Below are 13,180 nucleotides of genomic sequence, written 5' to 3'. Positions count from 1 at the left end.
ACAAAGCGCCTTAATTGGCGCTTTTTTTACGCCTATTCGACAGTGCTCACGGGCTCCTCGCCCCAATATCTGCCTTCAGACGTTGCCCCGACAAGCACGGCGCTTCAATGGCGCAAACGCCTCTTGCGCATGGCGATGGTCGCGCCCCCTGACAACAGGACGGAGAGCGCTATCAGCGTCCAGTCGCCAAGGGTTGGAACGGGTGTGGCTGCAACTGTCGGCGGCACGGGGGCCCCATCGTCGTTCGCGATCAGTATTTGTACAGGCAATGCATCAGAAGGAACGGCGTAGTCCATGACATCGTTGGGCGGCGCGATGCCGATGCTTACCGTGACGTCTCCATCACCTTTCACGGTATTGGCGGTTGCCGTGACGACGCAGGTGACAGTGCTGTCGCCTGCCAAGATGGTCAACGGGCCCGCGCAACCGCCATAGCGCGTGGCGTCTCCTGCAACCGTCAGATTGATCACCGTGCTGGCGGTTGCCGGTCTCGTCAGGGTCACCGTGCAGGTGGATGTCTCGCCGTCCGAATCTGCCAAGGTTGTGCGGTCGCAGCTGATCGATGCGGAAGGCGGCACCATTTCAAAGTTGGCAGAAACGGTGACCGACTCGCCCGCCACCACGCCCTCCACTTCGATGTTGTCGATCGCTCCGACAAAACCACTGGAGCCGTTACCTGCTCCGCCTTCGACGGCGAAAACCACCAGATCCTGGTAGCGCGGGTCATTCACGTAGTACGAAAATGGGTGCCTGACTTGGTATTCGATGGCGCCCGACTTGCCCTGCCAGATATCCTGGCCACTCATCATGTCCCCCGTTATCCAGGCGGTCGGGGCAACACTGGAAACACCTGCGATATCGGGCGTGTAGACCAAGGTCGCTTTGTGAACGCCGAGCGCATCGCGAAGATACAGGCGCAGCACTGGCGCTTGGTTGGGCACATCCGTGCTTTGCACCATCCACTGGTAGGTGGCCTTTTTCAGGTCGCGCAATTTGCCGAAGGTCTTGGTCGGGTAGTAAGCCAAGCCAGCCTTGGAACTGGTGTTCGGCAACTCGAGCCGCATCGATCCGTTGGTATTGTTTGGAAAGTCGCTCGTGACATTGGCCGTGCCACCACTGCTTATGCCCACCTGGCCCCATTTGTCAGGCCCGTTGGTTCCCCACTGGAATGTGGCTTCAGGAACCACATCTGCTGCGGCGACCACAGCCGCGCTCGCACCCGACCCGCAACCCATTGCCAAGGCGAGGATTGAACCGACTATCACCGTACCGACTCGACTCGCCATGGGGTTGTTCCATTTAGTTCGAATCTATTGTTTCACAATGTAATTAAAAGTCCATCCCTTTCTACGCTGACGCAATCGGCATGGATATCCAAGCCCACCTGCCTTCGTTGCCCAAGCATCGGTCGTCAAGCCCGCACCGCCAGCCACTTCTCCAGATAGTGAATGCTGGTGCCGCCTTCGACAAATGCGGGGTCCTGCATCAGTTCCAGATGCAGCGGTACATTGGTCTGAATGCCGTCGACCACCAACTCGCCAAGCGCAGCGCGCATGCGTGCCATGGCGTCTTCGCGTGTGGAGCCAAAGGTGATGACCTTGCCGATCAGCGAGTCATAGAACGGCGGAATCTCGTAGCCGCTGTACATGTGCGAGTCCACGCGCACGCCGGGGCCTGCAGGCGCAATCCATTCGCTGACCACGCCAGGTGAAGGCCGGAAGTTGCGCGGGTCTTCTGCGTTGATGCGGCACTCGATCGCGTGGCCCTTGCATTCGATCTGCGATTGCGTCCACGGCAGGCGCTCGCCTGATGCGATCCGCAGTTGCATCTCGACGATGTCGATGCCGGTAATCCATTCGGTCACGGGGTGTTCGACCTGCACGCGGGTGTTCATTTCGATGAAGTAGAACTCGCCGTTCTCGAACAGAAACTCGAACGTGCCTGCGCCCACATAACCCATGCGCTCGCATGCACGGGCGCAGCGTTCGCCGACTTCAGCCAGCTGCACGGAATCGACACCGGGTGCCGGAGACTCTTCGATGATCTTCTGATGGCGGCGCTGCATGGAGCAGTCGCGCTCGCCCAACCAGACCGCATTGCCATGCGTGTCGGCCAGCACCTGAATCTCGATATGGCGCGGCGCGAGCAGGTACTTTTCCATGTACACATTGGCATTGCCAAAAGCGGCATGGGCTTCGGCCTTGGTCATGGCGATGGATTGCAGCAGCGAGGCCTCGTCATTCACCACACGCATGCCGCGACCGCCGCCGCCGCCCGCGGCCTTGATGATGACCGGATAGCCGATGGAGGCCGCCAGTGCCTTGGTCTTTTCCTCGTCGTCACCCAACGCTTCCGGCGAGCCCGGAACGCAGGGCACACCCGCGTCGATCATCGCCTGCTTGGCCGAGACCTTGTCGCCCATGGTGCGCATGACCGACGCGCTCGGGCCGATGAAGACCAGCCCGGCCTGCGCCACCTTGTCGGCAAAACCGGCGTTCTCGCTCAGGAAGCCGTAGCCCGGATGAATGGCATCGGCACCTGCCAACGCTGCCACATCCAGCAGCGCGGACTGGTCCAGATAACTGCGAGCGGAAGGCGCGGGGCCAAGGCAGTAGGACTCGTCCGCGTGACGCACATAGAGCGCGTTCTTGTCGGCCTCCGAATACACCACCACGCTCGCAATGCCGAGCTTCTTGCAGGCACGTTGCACACGCAGGGCGATTTCGCCGCGATTGGCGATCAGCACTTTTTTCAGCATGGCCTCAAGCCTCCTCGATCTCAAACAACGGCTGACCCGCCGACACCAACTCGCCGTTGTCGCACAGTACGCGCTTGATGCGACCTTGGCTTTCGCTTTCGATCTCGTTCATGATCTTCATGGATTCGAGCACCCCCACCACGGTGCCTGCATCGATGCTGTCCCCCGCATTCACTAGCGCGCCACCGCCCGGTGTGACCGAGCGATAGAACGTACCGGCCATTGGTGCCTTGAGAATCTGCAGCGCGACGCTGGCCTGTTCAGGCATGGCAACTGCGGACGGCACGGGCGTTTGCTGCACCACGGGCAATGTCTGCACAACAGCCACCGGCACATTTGCCACATCCGCCACATCGGCAAAGCGCTGAATGCGAACCTCCACGCCGTTTTGCGACAGCTCCAGCTCATCCACCTGCGCCTGCGCCGCCACGGCGATCAGCGACTTGATCTTTTCAATGTCGAACGACATGCTCTCTCAATTCCTGTGTTGGGAAATCGGACGAACCTGCAGGCCCGATTGCTGCAGACGCGCGCGTACCAGCGCAGCCAGATCGGCGGCACCGGGCGTGTCGCCATGCACCAGCACCGAGTCGATGGAAACTGGCATGCGCTTGCCGCTCTGACTGGTGATGGCACTTTCCTGGAACATGCGCACCACGCGCTCGATCACTGCCTCAGGATCGTGAATCACCGCTCCCGGCAGCTTGCGCGACACCAGCAGTCCGTAGTCGTCATAAGCGCGATCGGCAAACACCACGCGCTTGACTGGCAAGCCCGCATTCACCGCAGCCGTCTCCATTTCCGTCATCGGCGGCGCGATGATCGTAAGCGATGCGTCGAACGCCTTGATCGCAGCCATCAGCGTGGCCGCGAGTTCCGCATCGGCAAAACACATATTGCCCAACGCGCCATGGAAAGTCACATGCTGCACCTTCTTGTCAGCGGCCTGCGCAATGCCTTGCAGCGCGCCGAGCTGGTACCAGGTCATCGCACGCAGCTCCGATGCATCGAGATTCAATGGCCTGCGACCAAAGCCCTGAATGTCGGCAAATCCCACATGCGCGCCGATGTCCACACCGTTGTCGATGGCCAGCTGCACGGTCTTCACCATGATGCTCGGGTCGCCCGCGTGAAATCCGCAAGCGATGTTGGCCGAGGTGATCACCTTCATCAGCGCCGCATCGTCGCCCATGCGGTAAGGACCGTAGCCTTCGCCCAAGTCGCAGTTGATGTCTACGTTCGTCATGGTTCAAACATCCTGAAAAAGAAAATCCACCGCGCGCTTGACCCGCGCGAGATAGGCTTGCACCTCGTCGTTGGCATCCAGCGCCTGCTGCATGTTCACACACTGAAAACGCAAGCGGCTGCCGATGGGTGCTTGCGCCAACCGCCACATGTCGGCCGCAATCACGGTCGCCATCTTGGGATAGCCACCCGCTGTCTGCGCATCGCACTGCATGACGATGGGCTGCCCCTGCGGCGGGATCTGCACCACGCCCGGAACAATGCCATGCGACAGCAGCTCAACCGCCTTCTCGGGCTTGAGCTGCGCATCGCCACTCAACCGCATGCCGATGCGATTGCTGTCCGGCGTGATCTGCCAGTCGCAGGTTTGAAACTGCTCGCGCGTGGGTTCGCTGAAGCTCTCCCATTGCGCGGCTGGCAATACGCGAACCAGCGTTGTCTTGTCCGATAAGGGCGCTTCCATCTCAGGCAATGGAATGCCAGCGCAAGGCGGAAACACGCCAAAACGACGTGTTGAATTCACCGCACGCGAAGGCAACAAGGAAAGCGAATCGCCCTTGCGCAAGGTGCGACCATCCAAGCCACCAAAGCCCGCTTTCAGATCGGTACAGCGCGAGCCCAGCACCACGGGCACATCGATGCCACCGGCCACGCACACATAGGCCACGCCACCGCTTTGCGGCGCACGCAGCGTGACGATCTGCCCCGGCTGCACGACCACGCTCCACCATGGCGGGCAACGCTGGCCGTCCACTTCCATCTGCGCGTCCGAGCCCGTCACCGCGATGCGCGTGGTTTGCTTGAACTGCACGCGCAGCGGAAAAATCACCACTTCCAGAAACGCTGCATCTGGCGCATTACCAACCATCAAATTGCCGACCTGCGCGGCCAGCGCATCCAAAGGCCCGCTGATGCCGACGCCATAACGCCTGAAGCCGCGTCGTCCAGCATCCTGCACGGTGGTCAAACCGCCGGTCGAAAGAATCTCCATCATGACAACGCTCCCACCGCACGAAAACGCACCACGTCGCCCGGTGAAAGCAATGCGGGCGATGCCGAAGTCGGATCGAAGAAGCGCCGATCAGTGAAACCAATCACGTTCCAGCCACTGGGCAACGTCTGCGCCTGCACACCCGTCTGCGCGCCGCCGATGGAAACGCAACCCGCCTGCACCTTGAGGCGCGGCTGCGCACGTCGGGGGGTATGCAGCTTTTCATGCAGCCCGCCAAGATATGCAAATCCCGGATGCGCGCCGAGAAAAAAAACCGTGTAGGTCGCAGCGCTGTGCAGCTCGATCACCTCTTGCGTGCTGATGCCGTTGTGCGCAGCGACATGCTCCAGATCGACGCCGTATTCACCGCCATAAACAACCGGCAACTCGAACTCGCGCGCCGCGCGCTGTGCCTGCTTGGGGTGCAGCCAGGCCTGATTCACCACGGCCTGCAACTGCGCGGAATCGACCTGCGTCGAATCGAACACCAGCATGAGATTGTTCATGCCCGGCACCGCCTCTTCCACACCCGGTTGATGCGAGAGTTCATCGGCCACCATCAGAATGCGCTCCTGCAGCGCAAGACTCATCGGCGGCGGGCAATCGAACAGCAGCGCATCGGTCCCCAACGCGCTGACCGACAGCGGCGACACCAATGGGACTTTCATCCCGGCAGTCATGCCTGCGCCTTGACGGTGAACAGCGGCTTGCCGAAGTCCACCTTGTCGCCATCGCCCACGAGCACTTGCGCGATCTCGCCACTCATCGGGCTTTCGATGGATTTGAGAATGCCGCGCGACTCCAGATAGATGGCAGGAGCGCCTGCCTCGACCTTGGCACCAACAGCCAGCGCCGCACCACCCGCTTGCGCAGGATGGCGAAAGCGTGCAATGCCCAAGGCGTTTGAACGCACAACGGTGTTCTCATCAGACGTCGCACACTCCTGCGATTCAAAGCCCGGCGATGTCGCCACAGCCACAGGAGCGCCTGCTCGTGTGACCAAACGCAGTCGCGTGGAAGCGTCGCGAATGTCGATGGCTTGCATGCCGGACTGGCGCAGTTGCTGCGCGATCTGAAGTATGTCTGCTGAATTCATGTGGTGCCGTTCAAATCGTCTCGTCCATCAGGGCAGCGCTTCAAACTTCAGGTCCTTGATCGCAGTGACCTTGTAAGGACGCTTGAGCTTGTATTCCGAATCGTCGCCAAACCACTTCTTCCAGTGCTGGTCCATATAACCGCTGGTTTCGAGCTTGTTGAGCACCGCATTGATTTCGTTGTGCAGCGCCGTCTCGCCCTTGGTCATGCCAATCGCCACGGGCTGGATGTACAGCTCTTCGTCCATCACCACCGCTGGCTTGGGGCCCTTCTGCGATTGGATGGCGAACGCCGTGGCCGACACGTTGTTGATCACGAACGCATCCACCTTGCCCTGTTGCAGCGCGAGGAATGCAGACGACGCGTCCTGATAGGTCAGCGGCGTTGCACCCTTCAACCGCAGCTTGATGGCGGTCTCGGAAGTGGAGCCCTTGGTGGAGCTGATCTTCTTGCCATCGAGGCTGGCCAGATTCGTCAGGCCCGACGTCTTGCCGACCACGGCCACTTCCTTGCCCACGTTGTAGGCGTTGCTGAATTCGACCTGCTCGGCACGCGTCTTGGTGTAGCCCATGTTCGCGATGATGATGTCGATGTGACCGAGCTTCAGTTCAGGAATATGCACGCCGACCGGGAAGCCGCGCACTTCGGCCTTCAGGCCCATTTCCTTGGCCACGGCGTGGCAGAGTTCCACGTCCGAACCAATGGTCTCGCGCGTCTTCGGGTCTGGATAACCAAACGGCGCAATGGCTGCGAACGTGCCGCACACCAAGGTCTTCTTGGCCTTGATGTTGTCGAGTTGGTCAGCACTGGCTGCGCCAGAGAACGCGACAGCAGCGACGCCCAATGCGGTGAGCAGCACGGGAGCAATGCGGGATGGAGATGGCATGGCGTGGATTCCTTGAAGTGAAGAGCGATGGGAAAAGTATGGATTCGTTGTTTGAAATTCAGTGCGAACGCAGATCGTTGAGAAAACGCTGCGCACGCTCGGACTTCGGGTTGCTGAAGAACGCTTCGGGCGTGTCGGACTCGATCAGCGTGCCGTGGTCCATGAACCAGACACGGTCGGCCACTTCGCGGGCGAAGTTCATTTCGTGCGTCACGCACATCATGGTCATGCCTTCGCGGGCCAACTGCTTCATCACCTGCAGCACTTCGCCCACCATCTCGGGGTCGAGCGCGCTGGTGGGTTCATCGAACAGAATCGCCGGTGGATTCATCGCCAGCGCACGTGCAATCGCCACGCGCTGCTGTTGACCACCAGAGAGTTGTCCTGGATAGGACGAAGCCTTGTTCGCCAGTCCCACGCGTTCGAGCAGTTGCAGCGCGCGTGCACGTGCCGAGCTGCGCTTTTCGCCCAACGCGGTGACGGGGGCCAGTTCGATGTTTTCCGTGACCGACAGGTGCGGGAAAAGATTGAAGCTCTGGAACACAAAGCCCACATGCGCGCGGAACTTGTTGATGTCGAGCTTGGGCGAATACACGTCCTGACCGTCGAACTCGATGCTGCCTTTCTGGATCGGCTCCAGCCGGTTCACGGTGCGAATCAGCGTGGACTTGCCCGAACCCGATGGACCGCAGACCACGATCACCTCGCCCTTGTTGACGGTGGCGTTGATGTCGTTGAGCGCGTGGTATTCGCCATACCACTTGTTCACGCCCTTGAAGGAAATCATGGGCGTACCACCCTGTGTTGCCTTGATCATGGAGATACTCTTTCCCGTTCCTTAAACATTGACTTGCGGCGCAACAGACGCGCTGCCAGCCTTCGATCCCGACGACAGCTTGCCTGCTCGGCGACGCGCAATGCGTTGCTCCAACCAGCGCGCAAGCTGAGTCAGCGCCGCACACACGACGAAGTAGATGGCCGCCAGCAGGATGTAGACCTGAAACGGCATGGTCAGCAGCGTCGCGTTGATCTGGCTGCCCGCAAAGGTCAACTCGTTCACGCTGATCACATAGCCGAGCGCCGTGTCCTTGATGCTCGATACAAACTGCGAGACGATGGCCGGAACCATGTTGTAGATGGCCTGCGGCAGCAGCACCTTGAAGGTGGTCTGCATGTAGCTCAGCCCGATCGCACGCGCAGCTTCGGTCTGGCCTGCGGGAAGACCCGTCATGCCTGCGCGCACGATTTCTGCAAGATAGGCGGACTGGTAGATCACCAGCGTGACCAGCATCGTCGTGAAGCCCGCCACCGGACGCCCCAGAATCTGCGGCACGATGAAATAGGTCCAGAAGATGAACATGATGAGCGGCACGCCGCGCACCACGTAGACGATGGCCGTGGCAGGCCAGCTCAGCAACTTGAACGGACTCAGGCGGCACAGCGCCAGCACCACGCCCAGCGGAAACGCCAGCACGATGCCGAGAATCGACAGCAGCAAGGTCACTGCCAGACCGCCGAGCGGGCCGTTCGGATACTGGCCGACCAGCAGCAGCATCCAGTTGTCGCGAATGATGTTGAGGATGTCGGTCATGGTCAGCGGGTCTTTATCTTGGTACGGTGTTCAATCAGTGCGCCCGCCCACATGAGCAGCAGCGACAGCACCAGATAGATGACGGTGGATGCCAGGTACACCTCGAACGTCTTGAAGGTCGCGCTCTCCACTTCCTTGGTCACATAGGTCAGCTCGGCCACGCCCACGGTCATCGCAAGACTCGTGTTTTTGAAAAGCAGCACCGTGTGGTTGATCAGCGGTGGCAGCGCAATGCGCAGCGCCTGCGGCATGATCACCAGACGCGCCGCCTGCAGATACGAAAGGCCCAGAGCGCGAGAGGCTTCCAACTGCGATGCAGGGATCGAACGGATGCCGCCGCGCAGGTCTTCCGACATGTAGGCACCAAGGCACAGACCGATGCCGATGAACGCAAAGATGAACTCGCTGTTGTGCGCGTTGATCCACTGCTGCGCCGCCTCGGGAAGAATCGCCGCAACGCCGAAGTACCAAAGAAAGATGTGCACCAGCAACGGCACGTTCTGGTGATATTCCACATACGCAGTGGCGACCCAGACGCTGAGCTTGTTGGTGCTCATGCGCATCACGGCGATGACCATGGCCACCGTCATCGCCAGCGCGAACGCAATCGCCGCGAGCTCCAGCGTGTTGATCAAGCCCTTCCCCACCTGAGTCAGAAACTCCGGTTTGGCAAAGAGCGAAAAGTCCATCTGAATGCTCATGCCATCACTCTTTCGCAAGCAGCCTTCGCTGCCCGCTTGGGTGTTTCAAGACTCGGCGCTTTCGTGCCCGCTCGTGAACAAAAAATATGGAAATCGGTTCTCATGCTTTGAATGTCATCTCTTGCCTTGGTGTGCAGAACTTCACTCGCGCAACGGATTGCCAAACGAAGTCTGTACGCCCGTTTCACGGCGATTTGTGGGACAACATGCCGCATCGAGGGCACGAATCACCAACATCGGAGGGTTGTCGCCCATTTTCCTCATGCATGCACTGCTTTGTTGCACTGCTATGCCTGCTTCGCGACACCCCTATTTTCATGCACTTTCCATGCCAATTCAGGCTTTGCAAGCCGCCACTGCGTGGCCGATGGCAGCAAAGCCGGCTTCGATTTCTTCCATCGACGTGGCGAACGACATGCGCAGGAATCCGGGGCTTCCGTAAGACGTTCCATCGATCACCGCAACACCCGCTTGCTCGATGAAGAAGTTCATCACATCGACATCGCTTTGCAGCACGTTATCTGCAGCCGTCTTCAAACCCAGCAACTTCTGCACATTCACGAAAACATAGAACGCACCATCGGGTTGCACGCAGCTCAGGCCTGGAATCTGTGCGATCAGTTCCATCACCCGATCACGGCGCGACTCGAACAGTCGTGAGGCTTCTGCCACGCATTCCTGCGGGCCATCGAGCGCGACGACTGCAGCCGCCTGGCTCATGGCGCTTGCGCAGGTAGTGCTTTGCGTGAGCAGCAGATTGATGCGCTTGACCAGTTCCACCGGACCCGCACCATAACCAATGCGCCAACCCGTGAAGGCATAAGCCTTGGACAGACCGTTGACCAGCAGCGTGCGGTCACGCAGATCGGGAGCGATCTGCAGCGGAGACACATGCTTCACACCGTTGTAGACGAAGTGCTCGTAGATCTCGTCGGTCATCAACCAGACCTGCGGATAAGCACGCAGCACATTGCAGATGGCTTCGAGTTCTTCGCGCGTGTAGACGGCACCCGTGGGGTTGTTGGGCGTGTTCAGAATCACCCAGCGCGTCCGTGGCGTGATGGCCTTGGCCAGCGCGTCGGCAGAGAGCTTGAAGCCGCTTTCCTCGCTGCATGGCACGATCACGGGCTTGGCCGCCTGCAGCGCCACCATGTCGGGGTACGACACCCAGAACGGTGCGGGCACGATCACTTCATCACCTTCATTCAAGGACGCTGCGAACGCGTTGTAGATGATGTGCTTGGCACCGCAACCCACGACGATCTCTTCGGGGCGAAAGCTCAGTTGGTTTTCGCGTTCGAGCTTGCGTGCGATGGCGGCGCGCAGCGCAGGCGTTCCGGCCGATGCGGTGTAGCGCGTCTGGCCGCTCTTGAGGGCGTTGATGCCGCCTTCGATGATGTGCGGCGCGGTGTCGAAATCGGGCTCTCCAATCGTGAAGTCGATCACCTTGCGGCCCTGGGCGCGCAGCGCGTCGACCTTGGCCTTGGCTGCCATGCTTGGAGAAGGTTTCACAGAGGCAAGACGTTCAGAAAACAAGATGCAGTCCTTTAAGTGATGAATGTGGCCCACTGATGTACCGTGAGCATTCATGGCATTCTTCATGCATCGAGCAATAAAAAAAAGCGATATTTATGAATAAAATTGCATCACATTTTTCGATCACATCATCGATAACCCGAAGGCCCGCACCATGATGACTTTCAAGCAGCTCGAAGCGATCTACTGGGTCACCCAGCTCGGCGGTTTCTCGCAGGCTGCCGACAAGCTGCACACCACGCAGTCCGCCATTTCCAAGCGTGTTCAGGAGCTGGAGACGCTGTTCAACATGCCGCTGTTCGACCGCACGCAGCGCACCTCTCGCCTCACCGAAAAAGGCGAGGAGATGTACGTGGTGGCCAAGAAGCTGCTGGAGCAGCGCGACGCGGCGGTCAATCAGTTCATCTCGTCGCAGGAAGTGGTGCGCCGCCTGCGCATCGGCGTGACCGAACTCACCGCAATGACCTGGCTGCCGCGCCTCGTGAATCTGGTGCAGACCCATCACCCGCGCGTGGTGCTGGAGCCCGATGTGGACATGAGCATGATCCTGCGCGACAAGCTGCTCGCCAACGAGGTCGATGTGATCTTCGTGCCCGATTCGTGCAAGGATGAACGCTTCACCACCAAGCGGCTGGGCGTGGTTGAAAACGCCTGGATGTGCAAGCCCGGCACCTTCGATGGCATGAAGGTCAAGCGTCTGCACGATCTGTCGTCGCACACGTTTCTCACGCAGGGCGACAAGTCGGGAACAGGCGTGCTCTACAACCAGTGGCTGAGTTCGGTGAACATGCAGCCATCCAACACCATCGTCTGCAACAGCCTGCTCGCCATCATCGGCATGACCGTGTCAGGATTGGGCTTCAGTTATCTGCCCCGGCAAAGCGTGGAGCCGCTGGTGCAATCCAACTTGCTGGAAGTGCTCAAGATCTCGCCCACGCTCCCCAAGACCAACTACGTCGCGGCATTCAAGAGCGATCAACGCAGCACGCTGATCTCCTCCATCATCCTGCTCGCTCAGGAATGCTGCGACTTCTCGCGTGCTTTGCAGACAACGTAAGGACGTCGTTCAAAGCACGAGAATCGCGCGGAAATCGTTCACGTTGGTATGGGTCGGCCCTGTGAAGAACAAGTCGTCGATGAATTCAAAGTAGCCGTAGGCATCATTGCGATCCAGATGATCTGCAATGCGCGCACCCTGCTCTGCCGCGCGCTGCAAGGTGGTTGGCGTGACGAATGCGCCTGCGTTGTCTTCCACGCCGTCGATGCCATCCGTGTCGGCCGCAAGCGCCCACACATTGGCTTCGGATTTGAGCGCAACGGCCAGCCCCATGCAGAACTCGCCCGCACGGCCGCCTCGCCCCTTGGCGGCACCGGCCTGTCGTTCGCGCACCGTCACGGTTGTCTCTCCACCCGACAGAATCACGCAAGGCTTGGCGAACGGCTCGCCGCGCAAAGCGACGGAACGCGCAAGCGCCGCATGCACCTTGCCCACTTCCCGCGATTCGCCTTCGATTTCGTCGCTGAGGATATGCATCGCATACCCCGCATCGCGCGCCACTTGCGCCGCAGCTTGCAGCGATTGCTGTGGCGTGGCGATGAGATGGCACTCATGCCCATCAAACGCCGCATCGCCGGGCTTGGGCGTTTCAAGTTCTCCGCTCACAAGCCTCGCACGGACCTCGTCCGGCACATCAATGCGGTAACGATCCAGAATCGCCAATGCTTGCGCGCAGGTGCTGGCATCAGCAACCGTCGGCCCGCTTGCGATCACCGAAAGATCGTCTCCAGGCACGTCGCTGATCGCAAGCGTCACCACTTTCGCAGCGCCGCACGCAGCAGCCAAGCGACCACCCTTGATGCGCGAGAGATGCTTGCGCACGCAGTTCATCTCGGCAATGTCGGCACCTGAGGCCAGCAGTTGTTGATTGATTCGCTGCTTGTCCGCAAGCGTGAGCCCTTGCGCAGGCAAGGTCAGCAAGGACGAGCCGCCGCCGGAGATCAGGCAGATGACGAGATCGTCCTCGCTCAAGCCTTGCACCAACTGCAGGATGCGCTCGGCCGCATTCAAGCCTGCCGCATCCGGCACGGGATGTGCGGCCTCTACGATTTCCACGCGCTCGCTCAAACCTTCGGGACGCGGCGGGACGTGGTGGTAACGCGTCACCACCAATCCGGAAAGCGGCGCATTCAGCGGCCACAGCGCCTCCAGCGCGTGGACCATCGAAGCACCGGCCTTGCCCGCGCCGACGACCACCGTGCGCCCTTTTGGCGGCTGCGGCAAGAAGGCCGCCATGTTCGCCAACGGCAAGGCTCGCTGCACTGCCGCTTCATAAAGCTGAACCAGAAACGCGCGCGGATCGGTCATTGCCATCATCAT

At 60.2% G+C, this 13,180-nt stretch carries 14 protein-coding genes; 1 reads left to right on the top strand and 13 read right to left on the bottom strand.

The window, feature by feature from the left end:
- Nucleotides 1-104: 104 nt before the first annotated feature.
- The 12 genes from G7048_RS17850 to G7048_RS17795 all read right to left on the bottom strand — a co-directional run bounded on the left by G7048_RS17850 (nucleotide 105) and on the right by G7048_RS17795 (nucleotide 10,761).
- Nucleotides 105-1,286 (bottom strand): IPTL-CTERM sorting domain-containing protein, encoded by a 1,182-nt coding sequence (locus G7048_RS17850; RefSeq protein WP_166069435.1) that lies wholly within the window; start codon nucleotides 1,284-1,286, stop codon nucleotides 105-107.
- Between the two features lie 125 nt (nucleotides 1,287-1,411).
- Entirely contained in the window at nucleotides 1,412-2,758 is a 1,347-nt protein-coding gene (gene accC / locus G7048_RS17845) for an acetyl-CoA carboxylase biotin carboxylase subunit (protein ID WP_166069434.1), read from the bottom strand.
- 4 nt (nucleotides 2,759-2,762) lie between these two features.
- Complete coding sequence (gene accB / locus G7048_RS17840) at nucleotides 2,763-3,227, bottom strand: acetyl-CoA carboxylase biotin carboxyl carrier protein (RefSeq protein WP_166069433.1); 465 nt, start codon at nucleotides 3,225-3,227, stop codon at nucleotides 2,763-2,765.
- Between the two features lie 6 nt (nucleotides 3,228-3,233).
- Nucleotides 3,234-4,004, bottom strand: coding sequence for a LamB/YcsF family protein (locus G7048_RS17835; protein WP_166069432.1), 771 nt, complete (start codon nucleotides 4,002-4,004; stop codon nucleotides 3,234-3,236).
- A gap of 3 nt (nucleotides 4,005-4,007) precedes the next feature.
- Nucleotides 4,008-4,997, bottom strand: a complete 990-nt coding sequence (locus G7048_RS17830; protein ID WP_166069431.1) for a biotin-dependent carboxyltransferase family protein — start codon at nucleotides 4,995-4,997, stop codon at nucleotides 4,008-4,010.
- Nucleotides 4,994-5,662: a 5-oxoprolinase subunit PxpB gene (gene pxpB / locus G7048_RS17825; RefSeq protein ID WP_166069430.1), complete on the bottom strand. Its 669-nt coding sequence runs from the start codon at nucleotides 5,660-5,662 to the stop codon at nucleotides 4,994-4,996. The genes G7048_RS17830 and pxpB overlap by 4 nt, the downstream gene beginning before the upstream one ends.
- 8 nt (nucleotides 5,663-5,670) lie before the next feature.
- Nucleotides 5,671-6,090 (bottom strand): biotin/lipoyl-containing protein, encoded by a 420-nt coding sequence (locus G7048_RS17820; protein WP_166069429.1) that lies wholly within the window; start codon nucleotides 6,088-6,090, stop codon nucleotides 5,671-5,673.
- Nucleotides 6,091-6,117: 27 nt separating this feature from the next.
- A complete protein-coding gene (locus G7048_RS17815) occupies nucleotides 6,118-6,975 on the bottom strand; it encodes a transporter substrate-binding domain-containing protein (RefSeq protein ID WP_166069428.1) in 858 nt (285 codons plus the stop codon).
- A 58-nt stretch (nucleotides 6,976-7,033) separates the two neighbouring features.
- The gene (locus tag G7048_RS17810) at nucleotides 7,034-7,762 is read right to left on the bottom strand and encodes an amino acid ABC transporter ATP-binding protein (protein WP_166071040.1); all 729 of its coding nucleotides are present in this window, start codon (nucleotides 7,760-7,762) and stop codon (nucleotides 7,034-7,036) included.
- A gap of 51 nt (nucleotides 7,763-7,813) precedes the next feature.
- Nucleotides 7,814-8,566: an amino acid ABC transporter permease gene (locus G7048_RS17805; RefSeq protein ID WP_166069427.1), complete on the bottom strand. Its 753-nt coding sequence runs from the start codon at nucleotides 8,564-8,566 to the stop codon at nucleotides 7,814-7,816.
- 2 nt (nucleotides 8,567-8,568) lie between these two features.
- On the bottom strand, nucleotides 8,569-9,267 hold the full coding sequence (locus G7048_RS17800) for an amino acid ABC transporter permease (RefSeq protein WP_166069426.1): 699 nt from the start codon (nucleotides 9,265-9,267) through the stop codon (nucleotides 8,569-8,571).
- Between the two features lie 336 nt (nucleotides 9,268-9,603).
- On the bottom strand, nucleotides 9,604-10,761 hold the full coding sequence (locus G7048_RS17795; protein ID WP_240933020.1) for a pyridoxal phosphate-dependent aminotransferase: 1,158 nt from the start codon (nucleotides 10,759-10,761) through the stop codon (nucleotides 9,604-9,606).
- 196 nt (nucleotides 10,762-10,957) lie between these two features.
- On the opposite strand from G7048_RS17795, the gene G7048_RS17790 reads away from it, so the two are divergent.
- Nucleotides 10,958-11,860 carry a LysR family transcriptional regulator gene (locus G7048_RS17790; RefSeq protein WP_205750287.1) on the top strand — a complete coding sequence of 301 codons (903 nt, stop codon included), beginning with the start codon at nucleotides 10,958-10,960 and terminating at the stop codon, nucleotides 11,858-11,860.
- A 9-nt stretch (nucleotides 11,861-11,869) separates the two neighbouring features.
- Here the strand turns inward: G7048_RS17790 and G7048_RS17785 are convergent, their stop codons facing one another.
- Nucleotides 11,870-13,177: a glycerate kinase gene (locus tag G7048_RS17785; RefSeq protein ID WP_240933343.1), complete on the bottom strand. Its 1,308-nt coding sequence runs from the start codon at nucleotides 13,175-13,177 to the stop codon at nucleotides 11,870-11,872.
- Between the last annotated feature and the right edge of the window lie 3 nt (nucleotides 13,178-13,180).

It is taken from the genome of Diaphorobacter sp. HDW4B, assembly GCF_011305535.1.
In the GTDB taxonomy this organism is placed as follows: domain Bacteria; phylum Pseudomonadota; class Gammaproteobacteria; order Burkholderiales; family Burkholderiaceae_C; genus Diaphorobacter_A.
The sequence above is the reverse complement of the archived record's forward strand: the minus strand, read 5'-3'. Positions and strand labels throughout refer to the sequence as shown.